20 protein-coding genes are annotated in these 25,095 nt (G+C 43.9%); 5 read left to right on the top strand and 15 right to left on the bottom strand.

Annotation, left to right across the window (positions count from 1 at the left end; translation table 11 throughout):
• Positions 1-44: 44 nt before the first annotated feature.
• Positions 45-746 carry a TorD/DmsD family molecular chaperone gene (locus tag AC3WJJ_RS20500; RefSeq protein ID WP_422658644.1) on the bottom strand — a complete coding sequence of 234 codons (702 nt, stop codon included), beginning with the start codon at positions 744-746 and terminating at the stop codon, positions 45-47.
• 381 nt (positions 747-1,127) lie between these two features.
• Here AC3WJJ_RS20500 and moaA point away from each other — a divergent pair, with 381 nt between their 5' ends.
• Positions 1,128-2,141 (top strand): GTP 3',8-cyclase MoaA, encoded by a 1,014-nt coding sequence (gene moaA / locus AC3WJJ_RS20495; protein WP_422658645.1) that lies wholly within the window; start codon positions 1,128-1,130, stop codon positions 2,139-2,141.
• A 112-nt stretch (positions 2,142-2,253) separates the two neighbouring features.
• Here the strand turns inward: moaA and mobA are convergent, their stop codons facing one another.
• Positions 2,254-2,994 (bottom strand): molybdenum cofactor guanylyltransferase, encoded by a 741-nt coding sequence (mobA, locus tag AC3WJJ_RS20490; RefSeq protein ID WP_492543514.1) that lies wholly within the window; start codon positions 2,992-2,994, stop codon positions 2,254-2,256.
• Between the two features lie 225 nt (positions 2,995-3,219).
• Here mobA and AC3WJJ_RS20485 point away from each other — a divergent pair, with 225 nt between their 5' ends.
• Positions 3,220-4,458 carry an MFS transporter gene (locus tag AC3WJJ_RS20485; protein WP_492543623.1) on the top strand — a complete coding sequence of 413 codons (1,239 nt, stop codon included), beginning with the start codon at positions 3,220-3,222 and terminating at the stop codon, positions 4,456-4,458.
• Between the two features lie 88 nt (positions 4,459-4,546).
• On the opposite strand, the gene AC3WJJ_RS20480 is transcribed toward AC3WJJ_RS20485, so the two are convergent.
• Complete coding sequence (locus AC3WJJ_RS20480; protein ID WP_422658648.1) at positions 4,547-6,283, bottom strand: glutamine--tRNA ligase/YqeY domain fusion protein; 1,737 nt, start codon at positions 6,281-6,283, stop codon at positions 4,547-4,549.
• A 249-nt stretch (positions 6,284-6,532) separates the two neighbouring features.
• On the opposite strand from AC3WJJ_RS20480, the gene AC3WJJ_RS20475 reads away from it, so the two are divergent.
• On the top strand, positions 6,533-6,787 hold the full coding sequence (locus AC3WJJ_RS20475) for a DUF2164 domain-containing protein (protein WP_422658649.1): 255 nt from the start codon (positions 6,533-6,535) through the stop codon (positions 6,785-6,787).
• Positions 6,788-6,817: 30 nt separating this feature from the next.
• Entirely contained in the window at positions 6,818-7,366 is a 549-nt protein-coding gene (locus tag AC3WJJ_RS20470) for a GNAT family N-acetyltransferase (RefSeq protein WP_422658650.1), read from the top strand.
• A gap of 103 nt (positions 7,367-7,469) precedes the next feature.
• Here AC3WJJ_RS20470 and AC3WJJ_RS20465 read toward each other — a convergent pair whose 3' ends face one another.
• The 10 genes from AC3WJJ_RS20465 to AC3WJJ_RS20420 form a co-directional block, all read right to left on the bottom strand.
• On the bottom strand, positions 7,470-8,126 hold the full coding sequence (locus AC3WJJ_RS20465) for an MOSC domain-containing protein (protein ID WP_492543513.1): 657 nt from the start codon (positions 8,124-8,126) through the stop codon (positions 7,470-7,472).
• A 62-nt stretch (positions 8,127-8,188) separates the two neighbouring features.
• Positions 8,189-8,683 carry a GNAT family N-acetyltransferase gene (locus AC3WJJ_RS20460; RefSeq protein WP_492543512.1) on the bottom strand — a complete coding sequence of 165 codons (495 nt, stop codon included), beginning with the start codon at positions 8,681-8,683 and terminating at the stop codon, positions 8,189-8,191.
• Between the two features lie 79 nt (positions 8,684-8,762).
• Positions 8,763-10,001, bottom strand: a complete 1,239-nt coding sequence (locus AC3WJJ_RS20455; RefSeq protein WP_492543511.1) for an MFS transporter — start codon at positions 9,999-10,001, stop codon at positions 8,763-8,765.
• Positions 10,002-10,300: 299 nt separating this feature from the next.
• Entirely contained in the window at positions 10,301-12,130 is a 1,830-nt protein-coding gene (locus AC3WJJ_RS20450) for a sensor histidine kinase (protein ID WP_492543510.1), read from the bottom strand.
• Positions 12,127-13,704, bottom strand: coding sequence for a response regulator (locus AC3WJJ_RS20445; RefSeq protein ID WP_492543509.1), 1,578 nt, complete (start codon positions 13,702-13,704; stop codon positions 12,127-12,129). Before AC3WJJ_RS20445 ends, AC3WJJ_RS20450 begins: the two co-directional genes overlap by 4 nt.
• Before the next feature lie 171 nt (positions 13,705-13,875).
• Positions 13,876-15,549: an extracellular solute-binding protein gene (locus AC3WJJ_RS20440; protein ID WP_492543508.1), complete on the bottom strand. Its 1,674-nt coding sequence runs from the start codon at positions 15,547-15,549 to the stop codon at positions 13,876-13,878.
• 67 nt (positions 15,550-15,616) lie between these two features.
• Positions 15,617-16,516, bottom strand: coding sequence for a carbohydrate ABC transporter permease (locus AC3WJJ_RS20435; RefSeq protein WP_492543507.1), 900 nt, complete (start codon positions 16,514-16,516; stop codon positions 15,617-15,619).
• A 27-nt stretch (positions 16,517-16,543) separates the two neighbouring features.
• On the bottom strand, positions 16,544-17,437 hold the full coding sequence (locus AC3WJJ_RS20430; RefSeq protein WP_492543622.1) for an ABC transporter permease: 894 nt from the start codon (positions 17,435-17,437) through the stop codon (positions 16,544-16,546).
• 394 nt (positions 17,438-17,831) lie between these two features.
• The gene (locus AC3WJJ_RS20425; protein WP_492543506.1) at positions 17,832-19,898 is read right to left on the bottom strand and encodes a molybdopterin-containing oxidoreductase family protein; all 2,067 of its coding nucleotides are present in this window, start codon (positions 19,896-19,898) and stop codon (positions 17,832-17,834) included.
• Between the two features lie 293 nt (positions 19,899-20,191).
• Positions 20,192-21,049, bottom strand: coding sequence for a formate/nitrite transporter family protein (locus tag AC3WJJ_RS20420; RefSeq protein WP_492543505.1), 858 nt, complete (start codon positions 21,047-21,049; stop codon positions 20,192-20,194).
• A 265-nt stretch (positions 21,050-21,314) separates the two neighbouring features.
• Between AC3WJJ_RS20420 and AC3WJJ_RS20415 the strand changes: the two genes are divergently transcribed.
• Positions 21,315-22,730, top strand: coding sequence for an amino acid permease (locus AC3WJJ_RS20415; RefSeq protein WP_492543504.1), 1,416 nt, complete (start codon positions 21,315-21,317; stop codon positions 22,728-22,730).
• Between the two features lie 92 nt (positions 22,731-22,822).
• On the opposite strand, the gene AC3WJJ_RS20410 is transcribed toward AC3WJJ_RS20415, so the two are convergent.
• Positions 22,823-23,437 (bottom strand): DUF4352 domain-containing protein, encoded by a 615-nt coding sequence (locus AC3WJJ_RS20410; protein ID WP_492543503.1) that lies wholly within the window; start codon positions 23,435-23,437, stop codon positions 22,823-22,825.
• 164 nt (positions 23,438-23,601) lie between these two features.
• On the bottom strand, positions 23,602-24,969 hold the full coding sequence (locus tag AC3WJJ_RS20405) for an FAD-dependent oxidoreductase (protein ID WP_492543502.1): 1,368 nt from the start codon (positions 24,967-24,969) through the stop codon (positions 23,602-23,604).
• Positions 24,970-25,095 lie beyond the last annotated feature (126 nt).

The following is a 25,095-nucleotide window of genomic DNA, read 5'->3' as shown; positions in this document are numbered from 1 at the left end:
GAAGTACATCTAGACCTGATTGTAGCTTGTATCAATCATTGTCTCTATGCGAGTACAGGTTCACGAACCGGCTCTTTAACCGTCAGACAAGACTGTCTCCAAGTCCGAAGCATCGCCACATCGTATTCAAGGAACTCTGCAAGCAATCGTGATACCGATAAATAGATCGGACTCATCGTTGAAGCGTTTAGTTCTCTACATAGTGCAGGGATCCAGGTGAGTAAATGTTCTTCCAAGAATCGAATCTGGATATCCATGAGCTCGATCATGCTATCTTCGGAGTACAAACTATTCAGCATACGATCATGCAGTACCGTTATAAATTCAAGCTCAATTGCAAGGTGATCGTCAGGTTCGCCGCTCACTTTCTTAAAAGCGACCCCCGCCGATGCATAGAAATCCGATAGATCCTGTGCCGTACATGAGTAAGGAGAATAACGCGATTCCGCTAATGGACGCTGTTTCGAATGCTGCAGCAATCTACGGTATTCGGCACCTTCCCTTTCGCAAATCTTCACGAGTTCCTCTGGTGAGCGGCCACTTAAATAATGCATAAGCTCACGGCCTCCACGAGTTAACTCAGCAGCTTTACTAATGCCATGACTGCGACTCCAATGTGCAACTAAAGATAGTGTAGGCTTGTGGCCTAGAAATTCAGTGAGCAGCTGATAAATCGTCCCGCGATTTTCCAGCCACCTGTGACAGACGTCAGGTACCTCCAATGTTTGAACAGACGATATCGCCATATCGAACCTCCTAATGGTGACCTCTTGTTGGATGTGATATCCTTCACAGTATATCGCAAATGACTGAACTATGGGTGATTTAATGAAAAATGATTCCCGGAAGTTTCTGAAAATTCTGGAAATCATCCTGAAAACAGCGGCCATCCAGATCAGGATGGCTTAACTGTTAACTCAGGGCATATTTCCTAGGGGAAATTCATGTTCCTGTAACTACAGTATAAGGACACCTGAAAACGTTTTCTGTGATAGAGTTCACATGGATCGCATTTATATGCGAATTTTAAAGTTAAAATTTAATCTTTTATCATGTCCACTCCATTGACTCCCGCTCCGGCAATCGCTACAATGTGACCATGCTAGCTGGAAAGGGGATTCCGATAGATGAAACCAAATGTTGAACCACTGACGGACTCCTTTGGAAGGATCCATGATTATATCCGAATATCGGTAACCGACCGTTGTAATCTTCGCTGTGTGTACTGCATGCCTGAAGAAGGAATGGTATTTCAGCCGCATGACGAAATCATGAGCTATGAAGAGATTGCAGCTGTACTTAAAGTCCTTGCGCCAATGGGCGTGTCCAAGGTACGGCTCACAGGTGGCGAACCGCTCGTTCGCAAAGATTTAGAGTCTCTTGTCGCTATGATCTCCGCGATTGAAGGAATTCAGGATATTTCGCTTACAACCAACGGGCTTCTGTTACCTTCAAAGGCCCGTCTTTTAAAAGAAGCAGGACTTACTCGGATCAACATAAGCCTTGATTCATTACAGGAAGAGCGCTATGCATCAATTACCCGAGGTGGCGATGTGCGGAAGGTGCTTGAAGGCATCGAAGCTGCATATGAGGCTGGACTCGATCCGATCAAGCTCAATATGGTATTGATGAAAGGTTTTAATGAGGATGAAATTCGAGCGTTTATTGCAATGACCCTTGAGCGTCCTCTTCATGTCCGCTTTATTGAATATATGCCCATTGGACAGGCTTCTGATGAATGGCGCAAAACATACATTCCTCTAAGCCATGTAACCGATGTTTGTCGCGAAGCGGGTTGGTCTATTCAAGAGGATCAAGGTCCCGCGGGTAATGGACCCTCTCGCAATATGAGAGTTGAAGGCGCTGCAGGCACTTTCGGGCTTATCCATCCGGTAAGTGATCACTTCTGTGACTCCTGCAATAGACTTCGTCTCACCGCAGATGGACATATTAAGGCTTGTCTCTATTGGTCTGATGAGTTCAACGTTCGCCGGGTTGCTCATGATCCGGAAGCCACAGCTGCCTTATTCCGTAAAGCATTAGGGAATAAACCGCAAAACCACGAGATGGCTCTAGCACTCGAGAAAAAAGCCCAAAGTCACACGCCCACTCATCGACGTATGTCGCAGATTGGTGGCTAAGGAGCGATTTCCAATCCATGCTCAGGACATGTAAATAAAGCAGCTTTCGGGAAATCCGAAGCTGCTTATTTCATTCCCTACCGTTCAGCACGTTTCACTCGGCCCCTACGAATCAAGAAATGTCACCCGAAGTAGAATCCTCCACCCACTTACATGCTGTAACATAGTCTTTAGGCTCATTCATGTTAAATAAATCCCGTGTAGTCTCCCTCCCTACTCGCTGGGACAAGTCTTCCACTGGAACATACAATACATGTAAATGAGCAAGCCAATCCATCATACGCAGTTCATTTCGGCTTAAACAGTTCGCAAGGCTTCTCTGAACATCCCGGTGATAAAGGGCAAAGAGAGGCTGCGCTTTACCTCCAACTACAGGTATTACCGCGTCGAGCTCAGTGCGTCCAACTGCCTCATCCCTAAGATCATGGAGCAAGTCCGCCCTTGTCTTTTCCACTTCGGTTTCTCTGGTCATATCGCCTGCCGCAATTTGAATAAGCGCCTGCATCGTCTCTGCACTCACAAATGGCATATCACATGCCACAACCATATTCCAAGCTGTTTCAGATCTATTTAGACAAGCATGCAGCCCAGCCATTGGCCCCTTGCCGATATAAATATCCCTTACTGTTTTTAATCCTAGGAATTCATAAGGCTTCGGGTTGCTGATGGAGATAAGCACTTCCCTACATACCGCTCTAAGAGTCAGTGCCGTGCGTTCAATGGAAGTAACACTGCCAACGGGAAGCATCGCCTTATCCCTCCCCATACGCCTCGAAGATCCACCAGAGAGGACGATGCCTGTCAAATCCATCGGTACTTCCGTTACATGAAAATCTATCTGAAAACTACCCATTTTCATCCTCCCAACCATGCTCTTTATGGTTCAAATGTTGCTATGAGAATCGACCATTATTCCATCAAGAGTACATATATTACACTTGTATTACATTAACATTAAATGGATAATATCATATAAGATGGTTTGTATCCCTTTTCAATGCGTGATACATTGAGAGAAGATATTCGGCTACTCAGGCCATTTTTCTGTATTGCATTCGGTTTGAAAGGAATGACCTATTTGCGGAATATGAACAATGATCAACCATCATTAAAGTCTCTAAAACTATATAACTTCTTCATATATGGAACCATGGTCATATTCACCGGGTTCTTTCAACTATACCTGCAAGATATCGGAATGAGCAAAGTGGAGATCGGTAGCCTGATGGCTATTGCCCCTTTTGTCTCCGTGTTCGCTAACCCCTTCTGGGGGTATTGGAGTGATCGTGCAGAGAACATCAAGCGCGTTATTCTTATTATGATGACGGGAACGCTACTTCTTGTACAGTTTGTTTTTCAGGCGAATACGTACGCGATGATCTATTCAACAATGATTCTATTCTATTTCTTCCAAACACCAATGTTCTCACAGACGAACACCCTTATTCTAGGATATATCGAAGGTACAAGTCAGAAATTCGGCTCATTCCGGTTATGGGGTTCAATTGGCTGGGCACTAACAGCCGTTGCTGCAGGACCTGTGATTGACCGATTAGGATCAGGACGGATCTCCATTGTTTTCTCCATTATGCTGGTCATTGCAGCCATCTTCATGTTGTCTCTTCCGAATATTCAGAAGACAACAGGCTCAGCTACCGTAAATTTACGCGGGTTTAGCAAGCTGTTCCTGAATCCTTATTTCATCTGGTTCATCCTGCTTGGTATTGTTGTCTCGATTCCTAATACGATGAATAACACGTTCATGTCCCTATATATCCTTGATCTCGGGGGTACTAAGCAGATGGTGGGACTGGCCATTTTCTTTGCTTCAATATTTGAAGTAGCTGTCTTCCTGCTCTGTGACCGGTACTTGAAGCGTAAGATCAATGTGTTAATTGGATGTCTGACAGTGGTAAGCCTTCTCTTCTCTCTCCGCTGGCTGCTTATGGCTGAAGCTTCAACACCGATGGAGGTTGCTCTTATTCAGGTTCTGCACTGCATTACCTTTGGCGGTTACTTCTATGTTGGAACTCAGTTGACTATGCTGTTTGTACCCACGCAGTACCGCGCGTCTGGACAGGCCATCTACACCTTATCCTGGAGCGGCATCTCTGGTGTCATCGGTGGTATTGCTGGGGGTTGGATGTTCCAGAACTTTGGCGCTCAAACCATGTACCGAACGGGTATGATGCTAGCCTTAGTTGGTGCTATTGGTTTCGGATGGATGTGGTATATGCTTCGCAAGCAAGAAGATATTCTGACACCTGACCTGGAAACGGATGAGGATTATGAGGAAGAACCATACTCGACCCATTAATCGGATTGTAAAATAGGACAAGGCCCGGAAGTCTTCCCTCTAAGGGGAGCTTCCGGGCCTTGCTAGTTCTAGCGCGAGTCCGTGCTGCTTAAGAATTCTTCGGCAGCTGGAATGAGCTTTTTAAGGATACAACCCGGTTAAACACAGGGCGACCCGGCTCAGAGTATTTAGAGTCTACATTAAAGTATCCATGACGGAAGAACTGGAATTTATCCTGCGGCTTAGCATCTATCATATTCCGTTCTACGAAGCCATGTACGATCTGTAAGGAATTCGGGTTCACGAAGTCGAGGAACGTCTTCTCTGGCGCCTCAGCTGCATCTTCGCTCGAAATAACATCCCCTGCAACTTCTTGCTCCAATTCTTCATCTGGCTCCTCATCTTTAATGAGAGGCTCGAACAAGCGGAATTCAGCAGGAACAGCCTGAGTAGCTTCAACCCAGTGAATAGTCCCCTTCACTTTACGGCCTGTAAATCCAGTTCCACTCTTTGTCTCTGGATCATAGGTGCAGTGAATTTCAACGACTTTGCCGTTCTCATCTTTAATAAATTCGTTACACTTGATGAAGTAGGCATGCTTCAAGCGGACCTCATTACCAGGGAACAGGCGGAAATACTTGTTTGGCGGATTCTCCATAAAGTCTTCCTGTTCAATATATATTTCACGAGAGAATGGAATCTGACGAACACCCATCTCAGGATTTTCCGTATTATTCTCTGCATCCAGCCATTCCACTTGTCCCTCAGGATAGTTCGTAATGACCACTTTGAGCGGATCAAGCACAGCCATCGTACGCGGAGCCTTCAGCTTAAGATCCTCACGGATAAAGTGTTCCATCACTTGACGATCCACTTGTCCGTAAGCCTTCGATATGCCCGTCTCATAGACAAAATTCCGAATCGCATCCGGTGTATATCCGAGGCGACGAAGACCGGAAATGGTCGGCATGCGCGGGTCATCCCAGCCATCCACATAGTTCTCATCCACAAGCTGCTTCAGTTTGCGCTTACTCGTTACCGTCTGGGCTACGTTCAAGCGACCAAACTCATACTGATGCGGAGTAGCAGGCATTTCACACTCTGCGATAACCCAATCATAGAATGGACGCTGATCCTCGAACTCGAGGGAACAGAGGGAATGAGTAATCCCTTCAATCGCATCCTCAATAGGGTGAGCAAAAGCATACATCGGATAAATGCACCACTTATCTCCCGTGTTATGGTGGTGCGCATGAGAAATTCGGTAGATAACTGGATCACGGAGATTGATGTTCGGAGAAGACATATCGATCTTCGCACGAAGAACACGCTCTCCATTAGCGAACTCACCCGCACGCATTTTCTCAAATAGTTCGAGGTTCTCTTCAACAGTGCGATCACGATATGGGCTGTTCTGTCCAGGTTCTGTTAGCGTTCCGCGGTTTGCACGAATTTCATCTGCTGACTGATCGTCAACATACGCCTTTCCCTTCTTGATCAGAAGCACTGCGCGGTTGTACATTTCTTCAAAATAATCGGAAGCGAAGCGAAGCTGATCCCAGTCATATCCGAGCCACTTCACATCTTCTTTAATGGAGTTTACATATTCAACATCTTCTTTAACCGGATTCGTGTCGTCAAAACGAAGATTCGTTCTGCCGCCGAATTCAGCTGCTAATGTAAAGTTGATCCAGATTGCCTTCGCGTGACCAAGATGAAGATATCCATTCGGCTCAGGCGGAAAACGAGTTACAATCTCTTTGACTTTACCGGATTTCAGGTCTTCGGTAATGACATTTTTTATAAAGTTGGAGGGTGTTTCAGGATGGTTCTCCACGTTAATCAACCTTTCGTCCTGTATATTCTCTCTTTTCCTGTATAAACGAGTTTCTTATAAATATACCTGTATCGCCCGGATTGTTCAAGGAATCTGCAAGGATTAAAGACTTCAACCATATGTAGTAGGTGATCTCTGTTTTGAAAACGAGACAAAAAAGAAATATCCTACCCTAGAGATCGTTAAAAACGGCTTTGACGAGGTCTTTTTTTTAGTTTAGCATGGAAGAAAATAGCGAGAAGGAGGTCCGTTAATCCGATGAAACCAGTGAAATTTCCGAAAGAGAAGCGCGAGCTTCTCATTGAGCAGATTCAAGAATATTTCGAAGTAGAACGCGGCGAAACGCTCGGACACTTAGCAGCGGACAACATGCTTGAGTTCTTCATGACCCATATCAGTCCTCATGTATACAATCAAGCTCTGGATGATTGCAGACATCTCGTCACCCAGCGAATGGTCTCCATGGAGGAGGATATCTACGCGCTTGAGCAAAAAGTAAAACCTGTCCGCTGATCTTATCTATCAGAATAAAGGAGTTGGATCATGTTTACATATGCTTTAGATGATCATGTAGAACTGCGACCGCTTGCACCCGAACACGCACGCGCCCTTTATGAACTTACGGATCGGTCACGTGACCGTCTTCGCCAGTGGCTTCCTTGGGTGGATTCCGTTACGGAGGTTGAACATAGCGCCAACTATATCAAAGGAGCGATGAAGCAGGCTGCTGATAACGGTGGATTCTCCGCAGGTATCTGGGTACGTGAGGAATTAACAGGAACGATTTCATTTCACGAAATCGATTGGAATAATCGATCTGTCGGCATCGGCTATTGGCTCGATAAACAGTTTCAAGGACAAGGCCTCATGACAAGTGCTTGTCGGGCTTTCACGGACCATGCGCTTATGCGGATGGGGCTGAATCGTGTGGAAATTCGCTGTGCTACAACCAATCGCCGCAGCCGTGCCATTCCGGAACGTTTAGGGTTTGTTTTGGAAGGAGTTATCCGTGAGGCTGAGAAACTTCCCCAAGGTTACGTCAACCATGCAGTGTATGGCATGATCCGTAGCGAATGGAAACGAATGAGATAGTGCTTTTGCAATTTTAAATCGAATAAATAGAAAACAAATAAGCATACCCATTTTCCTTGTTAAGGAGCTTTGGGTATGCTTATTCAATTACTGGATTCATCAATCAGCATGAGGATTCCAGCTTATCCAGCCATCCTTGAAATTTCGTACGAACACTTTCAGCTAAAACCTCAAGATCAATCATTTGGCGAAGAGCAGCTGTCTCCTGTCGTCCATTAGTAAGCAGTTGTAGAATATTCAGAATACTCACCTGATCAGGGTGAGACTCTAGCTGTATGATTCGTGAATCAGCTGATAGATATCCTTCTTGCAGCACCCGTAGATAGAACCCGCTATACCCCGTCTCTAGCACCCGAGCTGGCATATCCTTCACACCATGCTTCTGAGAAAGCTTGAAGCAAGGATAGCGCGGCTGACTGACTTGTACAACTGCCTCACCAATCTGATACACATCACCAATACATACTTTATCTTCAAGCAGACCTCTTACCGTAAGATTCTCACCGAACGAAGCATATTCCATCTTCTTCGCCAAGACTTCCTCCCAATAGGCATAGTGTTCAAAAGGATACACACATACTGCCTTATCTGGTCCTCCATGAAACACCAGATCAGCTTGTCCATCCCCTTCAAATTGAACTGAACTTAAATAAAGCGGTCCCTGTACCGGTTGTTTATAGATTCCTGTTGATAGGGACTTACCGAGATAATCGACTGTAATCGGCTTACCAATATTCAGAGACACAATGTCTGCTGCCATCAATAATTCCCTCCGTATGTCCTTTTGATTAACACTATACACTAATGAAGATGATATCCATATTATATAAAGCAACCCATTAAGATATCATCTACATAATGCCCATCAATGAAAAATTCCCGTTCTAACCGGCCTTCTTCGTGAAATCCGCATGTCTTATAAAAAGAAATGGCACCCGGATTACTTGAAAGTACTCTCAGCCTCAACTTGCGCTTATGCTCTAATCTAGCCATATCTTTAGCTGCTTGCATAAGCCGGCTGCCTAGCCCCTTACGCTGGTAAGAAGGATGAATCGCTATATTGAGCTCCAGTACATGGTGATTACTCTCAAGTCCTGTTGGAGTACGAAAACCGACATATCCACAGATATCATCTTCACATACTGCCACAAGCTGTGAGCCGGGCGGACAATGCAGAAGATAATTGTCTCTTGAGCTCCAATGTAACGGCTCTGGAGCCGTGTACTTGTCCCATACGATATCGTCGATCTCCATGAGCTGAGCGGCATCCTTGATTTCGGAGAATCGGATCGTTACGGTTTGCTGACTTATACTCATGCTCTCATCCCTCATTTCGATAACAATCTTCCTTCATTATATCACTCAAGGGAATTTCACAAGGTTCACTTCATATACGCTAGGCTGCAATACTTTCACTTATCTGGTTGCGCTTGCTTAACTTTGAATGAACAAGGAATGACAGAAGTGACATCACAGCCGTACCTACCGCGAGCCAAGCTACTGGCGTGAGTCCACCACCATCGTACAGTGTTCCCATCGCATAGGGCCCGACAACACGTCCAGCTGCCCCCATCCCGCCTGCAACGCCGATATAAAATGGAGCATGATTCCCTGCACGATCTGCTATATATGCAGGTATCGCTGGTGAGATCAGCATCTCCCCAAGTGTGGCAAGAATCATCGCTAACACAAAGCCGGGATAGTTATTCATCACCACGATGATCATATACGCAGCCATATAGAATACCGCACTCATTGTCATCTGAGCGGTCTCTGTACGGGCGAACCAGCGTTTAATCATTGTAGTCAGTGGCTGAGCCACAAAGATTAAGATTCCATTGAGCGTCCACAAATAACTAAAAGCGGTCTTAGACATCCCCTCAGAAATAATATGCGGCGACACGCCATTATTCCATACCGAAACACCAAACCACATAAACAGAGACCCAAAGCCCATGAATAGATAAATCCGAATGTTCCGAAGCAGCGCCCAAGCACCAGGGCCCGCTGGTAAAGGTGTCCTCACTTGTGGCGAATGGCCCTTCTCCTCTAGATTCTCTGCTTCTGATCCATCGAGTCGCGTTAAATAGACTAGGAAGAAAACAGCAAATCCGAGTGAGGTTATACCGTTTGCCACAAAACTCAGATGGTAGGATATTTCGGCAAGGAATCCACTCATGGCTGTTCCAATCGCGATACCAATGTTGTTAGCTACGTAGATTACGTTAAACAACTCTCCGCGCCGATCCGCAAAGCGGAATCCGATAAAAGCTTGTATGGCGGGCAGCGATACCGCATTGCAGAATCCTATAAATAGCATCATCGGTAGCAAAAGCGGCCAATATCCGTTGATAAACGGCAGTGAAAACAAACCGAGTGCATTCAGCATCAGAGACCCTACGATTAATCGCTTCACCCCGATACGGTGATACATGGCGCCACCAAGCAGCTGTCCGGCGATCCCGCCCACGGATTGGATAAGGATAACAAGTCCTGCATCTTGCATATTGCGACCGAGCTCATCGAACACATACATCGTTGTTAGTGGCCACATCAGTGAGCCACCAGCAGAATTTACGAGGCTTGCTACTAGAAAACCCCTTACTTCCTTAGGAAACTGTTGTAAAAATTTCATCTGTCTCTCCCGTATTCTCCTAAAATTAAGAAGAAACGGTTTCCCACTCCATCGGGAGCGTTAGCCGTTTCTACGATAAAACCTCATATTCAGCATTTCAATCGTATGATTGCAAAATACTCAAAAAATGCATATCAAAAAGTAGAAACGACTTTCCTCTTGCCTTATCAGCATGGCGAAAGAACGTTTCTACTAGTTCGCATATGAAAAAAGTGATCTTTGGCCTCGACATATAGTATTGCTCAATTCAGCTCCTCAGGCAAGCACATTCATTGACGCTTCACCTTAATAAGCTATTCTTATGCTCCTCTTCTCCCCGTAAGCTTCCTCTCCCTTGCGGGGATGCGAATTTGTACCGTCGTTCCGATGCCAACCCTACTATAAATAGAGACACCATATTCGTTCCCGTAATGCAGCTTCACACGCTGATCAATATTTCGGATGCCGCACCCCATATGGCTATCATCTCTAGGGTCAAATATCTCCTCAATTCTCTCTTGCTTCATACCCAGACCATCATCAATAATTCGGTAAACGATATCCTTGCCTTCCTTAGTTACCGATACCCGGATATGAATTCGATCCCCACTCCAAGCGTGTTTGAGCACATTCTCAATAAAAGGTTGCAAGATGAGCTTTACCGTTTCATATGGCCAAATCTCCGCATCAATATCATAGGTAACCTCCAACCTCTGCCCATACTTCACCTTCTGGATATCCAGATAAGCATTTGCTTGCTCAATCTCTGTTACAATTGGAATCATCGTTTTCCCTGAATTTAAAGTGAGACGATAGAATTGGGCCAGCTGTACAACCATATCCTGAAGCTTCTCTGTCTCTCCAAATTTAGCGAGCTGGTTAATCGACGATAATGTATTATATAAAAAATGTGGATTGATCTGCGATTGGAGCATCTCAAGCTCCGCTTCCTTCTTTTGAAGCTGAGTCAAATACACCTTATTAATTAATGATTCAATATCTTCACCCATCGCATTCAGTGCTGTCGCAATCTGAGGGAACTCCCCCTTGCCACGATACGTAATCCGCTTATGTAAATCTCCTTCACGGAATGCATTAAGTACGCCTACTATCTTTAGAATCCGCTTCGAAAAAGATTGTGAGATAAGATACCCAGTGTATGCAAAAAGGAGAACGCAGATCAGACAGATAATAATGAACACCGTCCGAACTCGCTTCGCTTCTTGTTCAATAATGTTTAAGGGTACTTGGGCAACGATCTTCCAATTCTTCTGTGGTAGATCTTCTTGTAGGGTTAAATACTTCTTCTCATCATATTTTGCCGGTATAGCATATTTACTCACCTTTTTCTGTGACTCATCACGATCTTCTAAAGCCTGTCCAGAAGTAAACACTACATTACCCACAGGGTCCAGTACCGATAGTATACTTCCTTCCCCGAGCTTCGTGTAATCCACACTATCGAATAACTCCGATAAGCGCACACTAAAACGCATGATGCCTATCTCCTTGATTTCAAGTGGATTGTTCATATCCAGCATCCGTCGAATCATGGATATTCGCTCGTCTCGCGCATCCTCTTCGACCTGCCTCCATACCATCGTCACATTGAAAATTTCTTCAGGAAGTGTAAAATACCAAAACTTATTGGAGATATGTTTCATATAGTAGATATCGTAGGTCTGTTCATTGAAATTTTCGCCTCTACCATTACTCCAATTTCTGTAACTCTGAAATAATGTTTGATTATGAAAATATACAGATAATCTTAAATTTAGTCCAACCGCCTTCGCAGCACTCTCTAACTTGGGAACGATTATATCATTCATGCGATTATGATTATCAAGGCCATACAAATTCCTACGAACGCTCTGGGCTAATGTAGTATCATCATACAGTGTAGCTGACGTTTGGACGATATCATCTACTTTGTAAGCTACGTTATCTCTAATCTGTTTAAGTGTCCCTTGGATGTTCACCCGCGTTTGTTTTCGCATCGTTTCATCGTACATGGAATGCGATATATAGAAGTTAACCGAAACTAGTATCACAATAAATATCAAAAAAGTCAGCATTAACTTGTAACCGATCGGTATATACCCTAACTTCTTTTTGTTTCCTTGGGGTAAAGGAATCCAGCGTCTATTCATTCGAGCTCTCTCTTTCGATATTCCATAGGGGTCATACCAAACTTCTCTTTAAATTGCCTACTGAAATAAGGGAGATACCGGTATCCTACCTGATCGGCTACTTCATAAATCTTCATACCTGGCTGTTTTAATAATTCACACGCCTTCTCCATACGGAGCTGGACAAGAAGTTCATTAAACGTACTTCCTGACTTCTCTTTAATCAGGAAACCTATATGACTAGGCGAAAAGGAAAAATGCTGTGCAATATCCTTTATCGTAATATTCTCACTCATCCGTTCTTTCATCGTTTGAATCACACTTCGAATAAATTTACCATTCTTAGAATTACTCTTCTCGTATAGACTTTCAGAGATTTCAAATATCCGATAAATAAACCAGGAGCGAATATCACTCACTGTATCAAATTTCATCAAAATATCCAGATGATGAATCTCCATTCCTAACAGCTCAAACAAATCCTCGTTTCTGCTCGTTAAATATTGATCTAACTTCCATATAATATAATTAGACATATTGTGAACAGTAAATCGGGAACGCAGACTTTGAATCGAACCGAATAAGTTCTCCAGTTCATCACAGATTTGGACGAGCTCGTACTCCTCCATTGCCTTAATTAGTGTATTCATCCGTTCATCCAGCATCCTTGCATCAAGCATACCAGGCTCACCGCTTACGTCTTCGAACCGAATTACACTTCCCTTACCAAGAAACATCTTTCCTTCAACGGCCTCAACTGCTTGTCTATATGATAACTGTAACTCATCTAACGATTGTACTGGCTCACCAATTCCAGTTGTAATCGAAGATGACTCCATTGTACTTTGAACTGCTGTTGTTAATGCATCTACTATTTCATTGGTGACAGCGTCTTCAAGCAATATAGCAACTCGATGCGAAGATAATTTACAGTAAGGAACGGGTCCTTGTGCTGAGATCGCCTCGTGAATGTATTGCAAGAACATGCCTGACATCTCTCGCTGTGAAGAAAATCCTACAGCTTGTCGCCATGGCAAATTATCAAGCTCCATCACAACGACGCGAATCGGCCAGTTCAGCTGTTCAAACTCCTGAGATATACTCATTTTTGTCATCGCCTCATCCGTTTCCTCACGTTCAAGTAAACGTATGAGAAAATCGCTCTTGACGATGGGAATCATTTCATGGTAAGCCTGCTCCACTTCACGCTGCTTCATCTCTTCATCAAGATCTCGTTTCACCTTCAGTAATGAAGATACAAGCTCCTTATCATTCATGGGCTTCAGCACATAGCTATACGCCTTTAGTGACAGAGCTTCCTGAACGTAGCTAAACTCTTGGTATCCACTAACAAATATAATTCGTATATTAGGTTTGCGTTCAATAGCAATACGTGCAAGCTCGAGTCCTGACATATAAGGCATGTTAACATCACTAACTAAAATATCAACATTCTCATTCTCAATAATTTTACAAGCTGATAATGCATTATTAACACTATCCACTACCTCCATGCCGAGATCAGGCCAAGGAATGAACCTCTTCATTCCTTCCAAATCAAGCTCTTCATCATCTACGAGCAGCACCTTGTACATGGAAATCCCCCTAGCTAAATGTAAAAATTGCCCTTATTTGCATACTCATATCATACTATACATATTGGTCTATTGGATACATATACCAGGGCAAGAGCTCTTAAAAAAGAACCATCCCAAAGAGTAGATTGAACTCCTTGGGATGGTTAAATACTTTATTCGATTACAAGATTACTTTTTCATTTTTGCAAGGTTTGCCTGCCACTTTTCTGTACGGAAATCAAGAAGCTGTTGGTAACCCAGATCCATAAGATCTTTGTTTCCTTGATCAAGGATTTGATCTACTTCTTCATCACTCTTCGCCATAACGGATTTAGCATAAATCTCTAGGAACAATTCATCCACAGATTTACCAATAATATCTTCATCTGAGTTTGGAGGTGCATCAAGGCCAACAAATTCAGTAACGTTTAATTGTGTCGGCCAAGTAACTGTTTGTTGGTAACGCACTTCCCACTGCTGTTCTTCTTCAGGAAGGCTCTCCATGTACTTCCACTTAGCAGGGTCGATGTAACTTGTATTACCTACGATCTGCCATGGGCTGTTCTCAGCAGAGATTTTTGTTACTTCTTCTCTATCATAGTTCTCTGTGAAGTTTGGTTGACCATTCTCATCGAAACCTTTCCAGTTCTTGCCTTCTGGACCGAAGAATTGAACGTTCATACCTTCAGGACCTGTCATCCAGTCAAGGAATGCGAAGATTGCCTCTGGATCTTCAGCTGCAGTCGTAATATGTGCAGCGTTCCATCCAAAGCTTGTGTAAGTACCTGCTGTAATTTTGTTCTTATCCAATCCTGGCTTATGAATTGGCCAAATCATGAAATAACCGCCATCTGGATCGTCTTTCGTTAATTCGATCTGTGCTTTTGCTGCGATATCCGTCGGGCTTGAACCCGCAAATACAGCCACTCGACCAGTCATTACTTTTTCTTTAACCATATCTTCTGTTTGGCTAAATGCATCTTGAGAAATCAGTTTTTCTCTGTAGAGCTTAGCGATGTACTTCTGTGCTTCACGGAATGTTGGATCTGTAAGTAATGATGTAAGTTTGCCATCTTTAGGAACAGCAAGCAGATTTGCTTTTAAGTTTGAATAGCTTACTTGCTCTCCAAATGCCGTATACAACAGACCAAGCCCTTGTCTATCTTGTGCACGGTGCGGCTCGAACGGAACGATTGTATCGCCATACTTGTCTTTAACCATCTTCAAGTAGTTATACAAATCTTCAGTTGTTTCAAGTGCTGGCTTACCTAGCTCATCATAAATTTTCTTGTTAACTACATAACCTGCAGTACCATAAGGATTGGATGAATACCAGTTAGGGAATCTGTAGATCTTTCCATCTTCAGCGCGAAGCAAATCCAGATCGCCCATCCATGTTTTTAAGTTCGGATATTTATCGAGGTAAGGATCAAATGCAACGAGCTTACCTTCTTTTTGAAGACTTAGAATCATTGGCTCATCACGGTCTGTCCAGATCAGATCTGGTAGATCGTCAGATGCAATCATTGCACTCAACTTTTGCTTATGAGCTCCATTAGCCGCAATTACATCAATTTTCACTTGTTTCTCATCACTCAAGTACTTACCGAGCGGAACGCTCTCCCATTTAGGAAAGTCTATTCCTTCATAGTGAGCATAAGCTGTAAATTGAAGTGGCTTCTCACCAAGTACCCACTTGTCTCCAGAAGAATCTGCTGGTGGAGTCTCTTTTACTGTCTCCCCATTATCTTTGGTTGGTGCTGGTGCTGGTGCTGGGTCAGCTTTACCGCATCCGGCAAGAGCAGTAGCCAGTACCATGATCAGTGAAACCATCAACAGTAAAGACTTTCTTGTCTTTCTCATTTACTAAACCCCTCTCATTCTAAAAATATATATGTTCAAAGCTATTCGCCTTAAACCGTACGTAAAATTACTCTTTCAGCGATCCTACAAGAACACCTTTTACGAAGTACTTCTGTACAAAAGGATATACAAGAACGATTGGCAAGGTGGCCACAATCATCATCGCCATTGTGAGTGACTTTGATGTAATTTGTTTGGATCGGTTCATTAACATTACCGAAGCACTATCAAGTATGGCATTCGAATTCGTTACAATATTGGCATTCAGCGTCTGCCTTAAAATCGTCTGTATTGGCAATAAACTTTCAGTAGTGATATAGATGCTTGGAAGGAACCAATCGTTCCAGTGGCCTACCGCTGTGAACAACGATAGGGTTGCGATAACCGGACCAGACAGCGGAAGTATAATCCGGAAGAACATTCCCCAGTTGCTGCAGCCATCAATACTAGCTGACTCTTCCAACCCAGCAGGGAGACCTCTAAAGAAAGTTCGGAATATAATCATGTTCCACACACTAACTAAGGACGGAATAATAAACACCCAGAAGCTGTTCATCAAACCAAGTGAACGAATTAGGAGATAAGTCGGAATCAATCCTCCCGCAAAGTACATTGTGAATACAAAGAACACCATATAGAAATTCCGGCCGATCAAATAACTACGAGTCATTCCGAATGCCAAGATGGCAGTCATTAGTATCGAAGTTGCGGTTCCGATTATAGTCCGACTAATGGATATAAAAAATCCATTACCCAATCGCTCATCATCCAATATGATTTTGTAATTCTCCAATGTGAATTCTCGAGGCCAGAAGGTAATTCCGCCTTTAGCCGTGTCCACACCCTGATTAAAGGATACGGCAATTGCATTCCAGAACGGATAAAGTGCAGAAAAGGCCAGTAAAGTAAGTAATACATAGATCGTGATAATCATGATCTTGTCACCAAGACTAATTCTCTTTAGCATGCTGTACCTCCTGAAGGCTACTGATAATTACCATAGACTGTTACCTGATCTTCGGGCCACATAGTTCGCGATCGTAAGCAGTACTATGCTGATGACTGCTTTGAACAATCCAATCGCAACCCCGTAAGAATAGCGATTTGAACCTAGACCGACTCGGTAGACATATGTATCAACAACATCAGCTACCGGCCTCAGTACAGGATTGGAAGCCAAGAGCAAGATATCTTCGAAACCTGCATTGAGCAAGTTACCAATGGCCAGAATCATGAAAATAATAACAACTGGCATGATAGAAGGAACTGTAATCAAGTAAATCTGCTTTGTCTTGCTAGCCCCGTCAATGTCTGCAGCTTCATACAGAGATGGATCAATACTAGCTATGGCTGCAAGATATACAATCGAGTTAAATCCAATCTCTTTCCATACGTTGGCCGAAATCAGGATTGACCAGAAATATTCCTTAATAGAAAGGAAGTTGATCGGTTCATCGATGGCCCCCACACTCTGAAGCAGCATATTAACACTACCGTTCTCTGTGGATAACATTGCCATGACAAATCCCGCGACAATAACCCAAGACAAAAAGTGAGGCAGGTATGTAATCGACTGGATTATTCTTTTGAAAAACATATGACGAACTTCATTCAATAAGAGTGCTAGGATAATCGGTGCCGGAAAACCGATGAAAAATTTAAGTAAACTGATAACAATCGTATTCCGAATAATCCTCTCAAACTCAGGAGCATTAAAAAATGCTTCGAAATGTTTAAAACCAACCCATGGGTTCTCAAAAATCCGTGAACCTGTAAATATGCTGTAATCCATAAATCCGGTAATTACACCGTACATCGGCAGATAGGCAAAAATGAAAACCAGAACAATTCCTGGAATGACCATAAGCTGAACATCCCATTGCTTCATTAAGCGTTTCAAGAAACTCTTGTTATGGACCTTTGGCTGCCGGGAAATCGGTGTTTGCTGCTGTCCCGCTGTAGATTGTGGCATCTTCTTCCTCCCGTAAAATGATATAATGCGCAGCGATTCTCTGAATGCGTTTCCACTCCATTACTAATCGTTTGCATTTGACCTAATATCATTCTACCTTTGGAAATATATTGAAACTATATAATAAAAGCCCGATTTTTTATACTTCGGCAGGAAAATGTTATAAAAGTATAAAATTTTATCAAAATAAAAAAACTGCCATGTAGGTCTTATTGACCTATAAGGCAGCCTCTATTTTTCAACTTTATTCCAGTTACTAAGTCCTATTCAAGCGAAACGAATCTTTCGTAAGTACTCATATTTAGTTCCTTCAATCTTTCAGTTTAACCTCTACCACCGTCGAAAAGAATGTCGCTCCTTCTCCAAGATCAGACAACCGATCAGAAGTAAGGGCATTCGCCCGCTGTTTTCGACTTTCTCCTTCCCACCACAGACCCTGGCTTACAACGGTACCAGGGAGCATTTTATCTGTTACCTTAGCTCGCACCTCAAAGGTACCCCGGTCATTGTATACAGTTATCCACATACCATCTTCAATTTTTCTCTCCGCAGCATCTTCTGGGTGAATTTGCAGGAAAGGTTCTTTTTCCAGCTTCTGATGCTTAGGAACATTCGCAAACGTCGAATTCAGAAAATTATGATTCGGTGGAGAAATGAACATGAGTGGATACTTATGTCCTCGGCCTCGGCGGACTCCATCGTATCCTTCTTTTAATGGTACATAGGTAGGTAACGGGGGGAGCCCAGCAGCTTCTAAGCTTGCTGAGTACAACTCAATTCGGCCGGAGGCCGTTGGTAAATTATCCAGATATGAGGCATATGGAGACATATCCAGCTTCACATGACGATGTTCCTTCAATCCGCTGAGTGTCACTCCGTTTAAATACGGATTATCTGGGTAATCCAATGCTCGAGCAATCATATCTTCTTCACTCTCAGCAAATGCAGCTTCATTAAATCCCATGGCTTGTCCCAAAAGGGAAAATAACTCTACATTGCTCTTACTCTCGCCAATAGGCGCAATAACCGGTTCTTGCAATTGAATATACTGATGCCAATAGGAGCCGAAGACATCCGTATTCTCAAATGAAGAAGTAGCTGGCAGCACGATATCAGCATACATGGCTGTATCTGTCATAAATAATTCATGGACAACAGTAAACAGGTCCTCACGTGAAAATCCGGTACGAACGCGCTCTGTATCCGGTGCTACGACGAGTGGATTACTACAATAAACAAACAGTCCCTTCACCGGATTATCTGTCAAGGCAAGCGCCTCGCCAATTCGGTTCATATTAATCGTACGCGCTTCGGGATTGGGGCGCAGATCAGGCCGCTCTAGTGCATCGCTATTCATACTGTTATATCCACCGTTTGACTTCGAAGCGCCACCGCCTGTTTTTAACCAGTGCCCTGTAATTGCCGGAAGACATGCTATGCTACGCACAGCCATCCCACCATTATCATGATGTTGGAGCCCATTCCCAATATGGATATAAGCCGCTTCTGCACGACCATACATTTCAGCTAATTGCTCAATCTGCTCAGCTGGTACCCCTGTAATAGACGAAACATACTCAGGTGTATATTGTTGAACATGCTGACTAAGCTCTTCATGTCCCACAGTGTACTGCTCCATAAATGTCTCATTCACAAGACCATCGCGGAACAAAATATGCATCAACCCTACGGCAAGCGCGGTATCTGTACCTGGGTGAAGAGGAATGAACCAATCCGCCCACTGGCCTGTCTGGTTTCGATGCACATCGATTACGACCACCTTAGCCCCATTCTTGCGGGCCTTCTCGGCTAGTATCACTTGATGCATATTCGTACTTACGATATTAGCACCCCAGACGATAATCATATCTGCATGAATGGTCTCCTCCGGTAACGTTCCCCCGTTAATACCCATCACGGATGTCCAGCCTGCCGTACCGGCAGAATTGCAAATACTCTGCTTCAGCTTGCTTGAGCCAAGTGCGTTAAAGAAACGCCGATCCATTCCATCCACACTCAGGACGCCCATATTGCCATAAAAACTATAAGGCAGAATGCTCTCAGAACCATACTCTTCGGATAATGACTTAAAGCGATCTGTAATTTCTGTGATAGCTTCGTCCCAGCTAATCCGTTCAAAAACCCCTTCTCCCTTCGGCCCTACCCGGCGCAAAGGATATTGAAGTCGTTCCGGGTGGTACACCCGCTCCGCCATATTTCGAACCTTATTGCAGATCGCACCCTTTGTAACCGGATGATCCGGATTCCCGGCCACCTTCACAATCTTCCCGTTCTCTTTATGCAGCAACAGGCCGCAAGTATCCGGACAATCCAGTGGACATACCGCCGGAAATACACCATTCTCTTCATGAATCATTCCGTTAACCCTCCTAGCTGCATCGATTCCTTTATCTTAAAACGGGAAGACTCTTCTCGTAAAGTGAATACGACGTTAAAAACATCCAACTTTTATGTAAATATTATTCATTATATGTTTCATCCCCTAGCCAGCCGGGTAAGTTCGTATCAAGAGCAACGAAGAGGAACCCAGACCCTTTCTCTTCTTGCCGTATCATGGACCACTCCCAAAAAAATTAGCCATGCCGAGTTTCTTCCCCCGAAACCGGCATGGCTAATTTGTTTTATTTCGATGATAAATTGATATAAAAGTTAAGCACGCTTCTGAGTCATTTCGCTTGTTTGAGCCCCAGCTTTATTATAAGCGGGTACCTCAGTAAGCTGCGTCTTTGCTTCCGGTTTACCGTCCTTCAGGTACACAGCCCAGTAAGCCAGTGCAACGAACACGGCTCCTCCCGTCAAATTACCTAACCACACAGGAATAAAGTTCATAACATATTCTCCCCAGCTGAAATAACCTTCAAAGATCGCTGCAGGGATCAAGAACATATTCGCCACTACGTGCTGAAATCCAATCGCTACGAAGGCCATGGTCGGGAACCAAATTCCAAGAATTTTGCCGCTCATCGAATCAGATCCGTAAGATAGCCACACTGCGAGCGCAACAAGCCAGTTACAACCAATCCCTGAAATAAACGCCTGCAGGAAGCTATCATCGAGCTTATGTCCTGCCATATCCACGAGCTTATCCAGATAGACACCACTGCTCGTCAGTCCAACCACATGCCCAAAGAAATAAGCAACAAAAAGCGCGCCTGCAAAGTTACTGATTGTAATCAGCGTTAGATTCTTAAAGACTTCGCCCCAAGTAATACGCTTGGATATCTTGGCCAGCGACACCGCCATCATATTACCTGTAAGCAGCTCACCTCCAGCAAGTAGCACCAAGATAAGACCAACTGGAAACACCGCTGCTCCGATAAACCCAGCAATGCTCCCCCACTCCTTGGGCGCGCCAGCGATGACTCGTATATCAAGCAAAAAACCGAGCGCTATAAATGCTCCAGCTAAGAAGCCAAGAATGAGTACAGTTAAAAGCGGATTATGCGCTTTTTTAACGCCATTTTCCACAGTGATTTCTGCAATCTGTTGCGGCTTATAAAATGCCATCTCTCTATCCCCTCTATCACTTTTGACTTTGTATCCTGTAAAAACATATGCTCTGTATTTTCATAAATTTTATCGTTTGTTTTCATTGTAACGCAGACGAAAATTTTCGAACGTAAACTATGTCACGTTTCTGTTGTTTCCTGCATCGGCTCAGCACTTCTACGCTTTATGGCTTTAAATGAGTTTTCTTTTTCATTATAATGACGGAATGGATGGGTCATACATCGGGAAATCTATCTAAATAAACATCTAGGAGACTCCATTTATGAGTTTGAAACACAAGCTGCTTCGCAAGAAGCCGATCCCCGTGCTGCACGGCGGAGAAGTTCGTTCTTCTTTAAAAAAACAACTGGGTGCTATGGACCTCATCGTCCTTGGTGTAGGCTCGATTGTGGGAACGGGTATTTTTGTACTAACAGGTGTCACAGCCGCTACTCACGCAGGCCCAGGACTCATTCTCTCGTTTATACTGGCAGGCATTGTCTGTGTATTCTGCGCGTTATGCTACGCAGAGTTCGCATCAACTGTACCTGTATCAGGGAGTGCCTATACCTACAGCTACTCTACATTCGGTGAAGGTGCCGCTTGGATTCTAGGCTGGGATCTCATATTAGAATATGGCTTTGCCAGTGCACTTGTCGCCAGTAGTTGGTCCGGATACATTCAGGGCATATTGTCTGGATTCGGTATCCATCTGCCGAAGGCTATCAGCAGTGCTTTTAATCCAGCAGAGGGAACCTACATCGACATACCAGCCATCCTGATTGCATTGACCATTGCTTGGATCATATCCCGAGGTGCTAAGGAATCGACACGTCTGAACACGTTCATGGTATATCTCAAGGTTTCTGTTGTTCTCCTATTTATCGTCGTTGGGGCATTCTTCGTTAAACCAGATAACTGGACACCTTTCATGCCTTTCGGATTCGAAGGGGTGGTGACGGGTGCTGCAATTGCCTTCTTGGCATATGTCGGTTTTGATGTTATTGCTACCGCAGCGGAGGAGGTTAAACAACCACAGAAAAATCTCCCCATTGGCATTATAGGATCCCTCGTTATCGTGTCCATTTTGTATGTGGCTGTTACAGCAGTGCTTACCGGACTTGTACCCTATAATCTGCTAAACGTGAAAGATCCCGTCGCGTTTGCACTTCTGTATATCCAGCAAGACTGGATGTCTTATTTCATCTCCCTTGGCGCAGTCGCCGGTCTGACTACCGTTCTTATGGGCGTGATGTATGGACAATCCAGACTACTGTATTCACTGGGTCGTGACGGATTACTTCCTAAAAAAATGAGTTCTGTTGACCCGAAAACCCAGTCTCCGAAATTCAGCACTTGGGTAACGGGTATTGCCGTCGCCTTGTTCTCCGGCTTGGTTCCACTTGGTCACCTAGCCGACCTGACAAGCATCGGCACATTATTTGCCTTTATTTCTGTATCGCTCGGGATCATCGTTCTGCGCAAAACCCATCCAGATCTAAAGCGCACCTTCCGTGTGCCTTTTGTTCCATGGCTGCCGTTAATCGCTGCAATAAGCTGTGTCTACCTGCTAACAACACTACAGACGATCACTTGGATCGGCTTTATCATTTGGCTATTGATTGGTGTTATTATTTACGCAGCTTACGGGTATCGAAACAGCAGACTAGGTAAAAACGAATCGGAGGAAGGGGAGTAAACCTCTTATCTCTCTACAATTAACAAAGGGACCGTTCCAAAAGCACACATGTGCTGGAATGGTCCCTTTGTTCAAGGTCGGCCTTATATTCATTAATCAAGAGACCAAACCGCTTCTCCCTCCAATAACGGAATCGCAAAGGTCAGCTTCAAATCCTTGGCGTTCTTGCTGACTTCATAAGGAATTTCCCCTCGCAGCACCTGATTCGGTGCAACAACGCCGTCAAGACTCTGTTTAATATCAGAAGTCACTACAGGCATGTGCGTCTGACCACGGTCATCCGATAAACTAAACGAGAGGGCTGAGGACACGACCTGCTCCTTGTCTCCTGTGTTAACCACGGTAATATCAAATACCTTCAGGACATTTCCTTCCTGTGGCTTCAAGTAGTCGTCCCCGGCTGATTCCCTGATCGAATCGACTCGAATAATCATGCCATGATAATTAAGCCATTCACCCAGACTGGCTGGTTGATCTGAAGGTTCTTCTATTGTCTTCGACTGGACTTCAGTTAGGATGGAATCCATATTCTCTGATTCACGATTCGGCTCATTCGGTTCCTCCACCTGCTCACCTTTATTATTCTGTGTCATTGTCGTCGTTAAGGTCTCTTTAAAAGAATCTGGTTGATTATCATTCGAGCATGCTGCTGTCAGTATTAATCCGCATATAGCCGCTGTTATGATGATCATTCTGCGTATTGTCATCGTTTCGTATCCCTCCAACATTAGCTTCTCTTCTCTATAGCTTAAATAATGTTTTCTCCATATCCTTCCATATACCTGCCAAAAAGACAAAAAAGCCCCCCTTTACAGGGAGGCTTTAAAGCGAATTATACGATTTTATGGTGCATTAACCTTAAAAATGTCGATTACGCATGACTTAATTGTTCACTCTTACTCTTCACTTCAGGCAACGCTGCAAGTCCGGCAGAATTGAGGAAGTTCCAAGGTTTATTGTAATGCGGTTGGAAGAAGAAATCTACAAATGCCAGCTGGTCAATGGTCATTTTATTCTGGATACATACCGACAAGGTATTCATCGATTGTGTTAGATCTGTCTCCGAAATGATCTGGGCACCAACCATTCTACGACTATTTTTCTCAAACACAACCTTTAAGGTTACCGATTCAAAGGTCGGCATGAACTCCGGCCGGTAATGATCCGTGATCGTGACGGTATCCACATCCATATTCTCATCTGCACAAGCTCCTTCTGTTAGCCCAGTTGAAGCAATGTTTAGGTTATATATTTTCAATCCCGAGGTTCCTTGAGTTCCCAAATACTCGGTTGTTGGCTGCACCAGATTCCGGGCCACGAGCGTTCCCATCCGGACAGCATTCGTCGCAAGAGGAATATACGTATTCTTCCCTGTTGGGTTATAGTGAACGGAACAACTGTCTCCAGCCGCATACACGTCCTTCTTACTCGTCTGCATATATTTATCTACAATGATCGCGCCATTCGGAAGCATATCTACTTGGCCTTTTAGCAATTCTGTGTTAGGGCGGAATCCGATACATAGAATAACCAGATCGGTTTCAATCTCACCCTTATCTGTAATCACACGGTTGACCTTTCCATCTTGACCTTGGAAAGATTTAACCGTCTGATTGAGTGCAAGTTCAATACCTTTTGCTCGGAATGCATCTTCAATCTTATCGCTGAATTCCGCATCCAAGTACTTATTCAGTATACGATCTGCGCTGTCAATCAGTGTTACCTGTTTGCCATTGGCCTCGAAAGCCTCTACTAGCTCTACTCCTATATAGCCTGCCCCAACAACGGTAATATGCTTGGCTTGCTTAGCTTTATCAATAATCGTATTCGAATGGCTGTAGTTCTTGGAGAGCAATACATTATCAAGTTCAATTCCATCCAGCTTAGGCACAATCGGCCATGAGCCTGTCGTCACAATCAGCTTATCAAAAGTGTCCTCAAAGGTTTCCCCTGTCTCCATACGACGTACCTGCAACGTCTTTTTGTCTGTATCCACCGATATAACTTCATGAAGCATCTTGGTGTTCACACCAAGTTCAGCAAGTTTCTCTGGGGATGAATAGAACAATCCATCCGGATCCTTCACAACGCCACCTACATAAAGAGCAATACCACAAGACAAAAAAGAGATATTATCATTGCGTTCATACACGGTAATCTCAGCATCAGGATAAAGATTAGCTGTGTTAACTATGGCTGCCGTTCCGGCATGTGTACATCCGATTACTGCTACTTTCATGATTGGTTCCTCCTCGGGATGGATCTGTACTTGTTTAATATGGTCGTCTTCCTACACAATCATGCTTCATATTCGAAGATATTGTGAAAAATTTCACCTTAGCTTCTTGTTATTCATTATAGTGTG

The organism is Paenibacillus sp. FW507-14B1B (assembly GCF_058781425.1).
This window is presented reverse-complemented; position numbering and strand designations above follow the sequence as displayed.

Coding starts and splice junctions, on each gene's coding strand:
- AC3WJJ_RS20405 (WP_492543502.1), bottom strand. CDS start 24,969: ATGAAAGTAGCAGTAATCGGATGTACACATGCCGGAACGGCAGCCATA.
- moaA (WP_422658645.1), top strand. CDS start 1,128: ATGAAACCAAATGTTGAACCACTGACGGACTCCTTTGGAAGGATCCAT.
- AC3WJJ_RS20450 (WP_492543510.1), bottom strand. CDS start 12,130: ATGAATAGACGCTGGATTCCTTTACCCCAAGGAAACAAAAAGAAGTTA.
- AC3WJJ_RS20440 (WP_492543508.1), bottom strand. CDS start 15,549: ATGAGAAAGACAAGAAAGTCTTTACTGTTGATGGTTTCACTGATCATG.
- AC3WJJ_RS20475 (WP_422658649.1), top strand. CDS start 6,533: ATGAAACCAGTGAAATTTCCGAAAGAGAAGCGCGAGCTTCTCATTGAG.
- AC3WJJ_RS20445 (WP_492543509.1), bottom strand. CDS start 13,704: ATGTACAAGGTGCTGCTCGTAGATGATGAAGAGCTTGATTTGGAAGGA.
- AC3WJJ_RS20460 (WP_492543512.1), bottom strand. CDS start 8,683: ATGAGTATAAGTCAGCAAACCGTAACGATCCGATTCTCCGAAATCAAG.
- AC3WJJ_RS20455 (WP_492543511.1), bottom strand. CDS start 10,001: ATGAAATTTTTACAACAGTTTCCTAAGGAAGTAAGGGGTTTTCTAGTA.
- AC3WJJ_RS20500 (WP_422658644.1), bottom strand. CDS start 746: ATGGCGATATCGTCTGTTCAAACATTGGAGGTACCTGACGTCTGTCAC.
- AC3WJJ_RS20415 (WP_492543504.1), top strand. CDS start 21,315: ATGAGTTTGAAACACAAGCTGCTTCGCAAGAAGCCGATCCCCGTGCTG.
- AC3WJJ_RS20430 (WP_492543622.1), bottom strand. CDS start 17,437: ATGAAGCAATGGGATGTTCAGCTTATGGTCATTCCAGGAATTGTTCTG.
- AC3WJJ_RS20470 (WP_422658650.1), top strand. CDS start 6,818: ATGTTTACATATGCTTTAGATGATCATGTAGAACTGCGACCGCTTGCA.
- AC3WJJ_RS20410 (WP_492543503.1), bottom strand. CDS start 23,437: ATGACAATACGCAGAATGATCATCATAACAGCGGCTATATGCGGATTA.
- mobA (WP_492543514.1), bottom strand. CDS start 2,994: ATGGGTAGTTTTCAGATAGATTTTCATGTAACGGAAGTACCGATGGAT.
- AC3WJJ_RS20425 (WP_492543506.1), bottom strand. CDS start 19,898: ATGATTCATGAAGAGAATGGTGTATTTCCGGCGGTATGTCCACTGGAT.
- AC3WJJ_RS20420 (WP_492543505.1), bottom strand. CDS start 21,049: ATGGCATTTTATAAGCCGCAACAGATTGCAGAAATCACTGTGGAAAAT.
- AC3WJJ_RS20465 (WP_492543513.1), bottom strand. CDS start 8,126: ATGGCAGCAGACATTGTGTCTCTGAATATTGGTAAGCCGATTACAGTC.
- AC3WJJ_RS20435 (WP_492543507.1), bottom strand. CDS start 16,516: ATGCTAAAGAGAATTAGTCTTGGTGACAAGATCATGATTATCACGATC.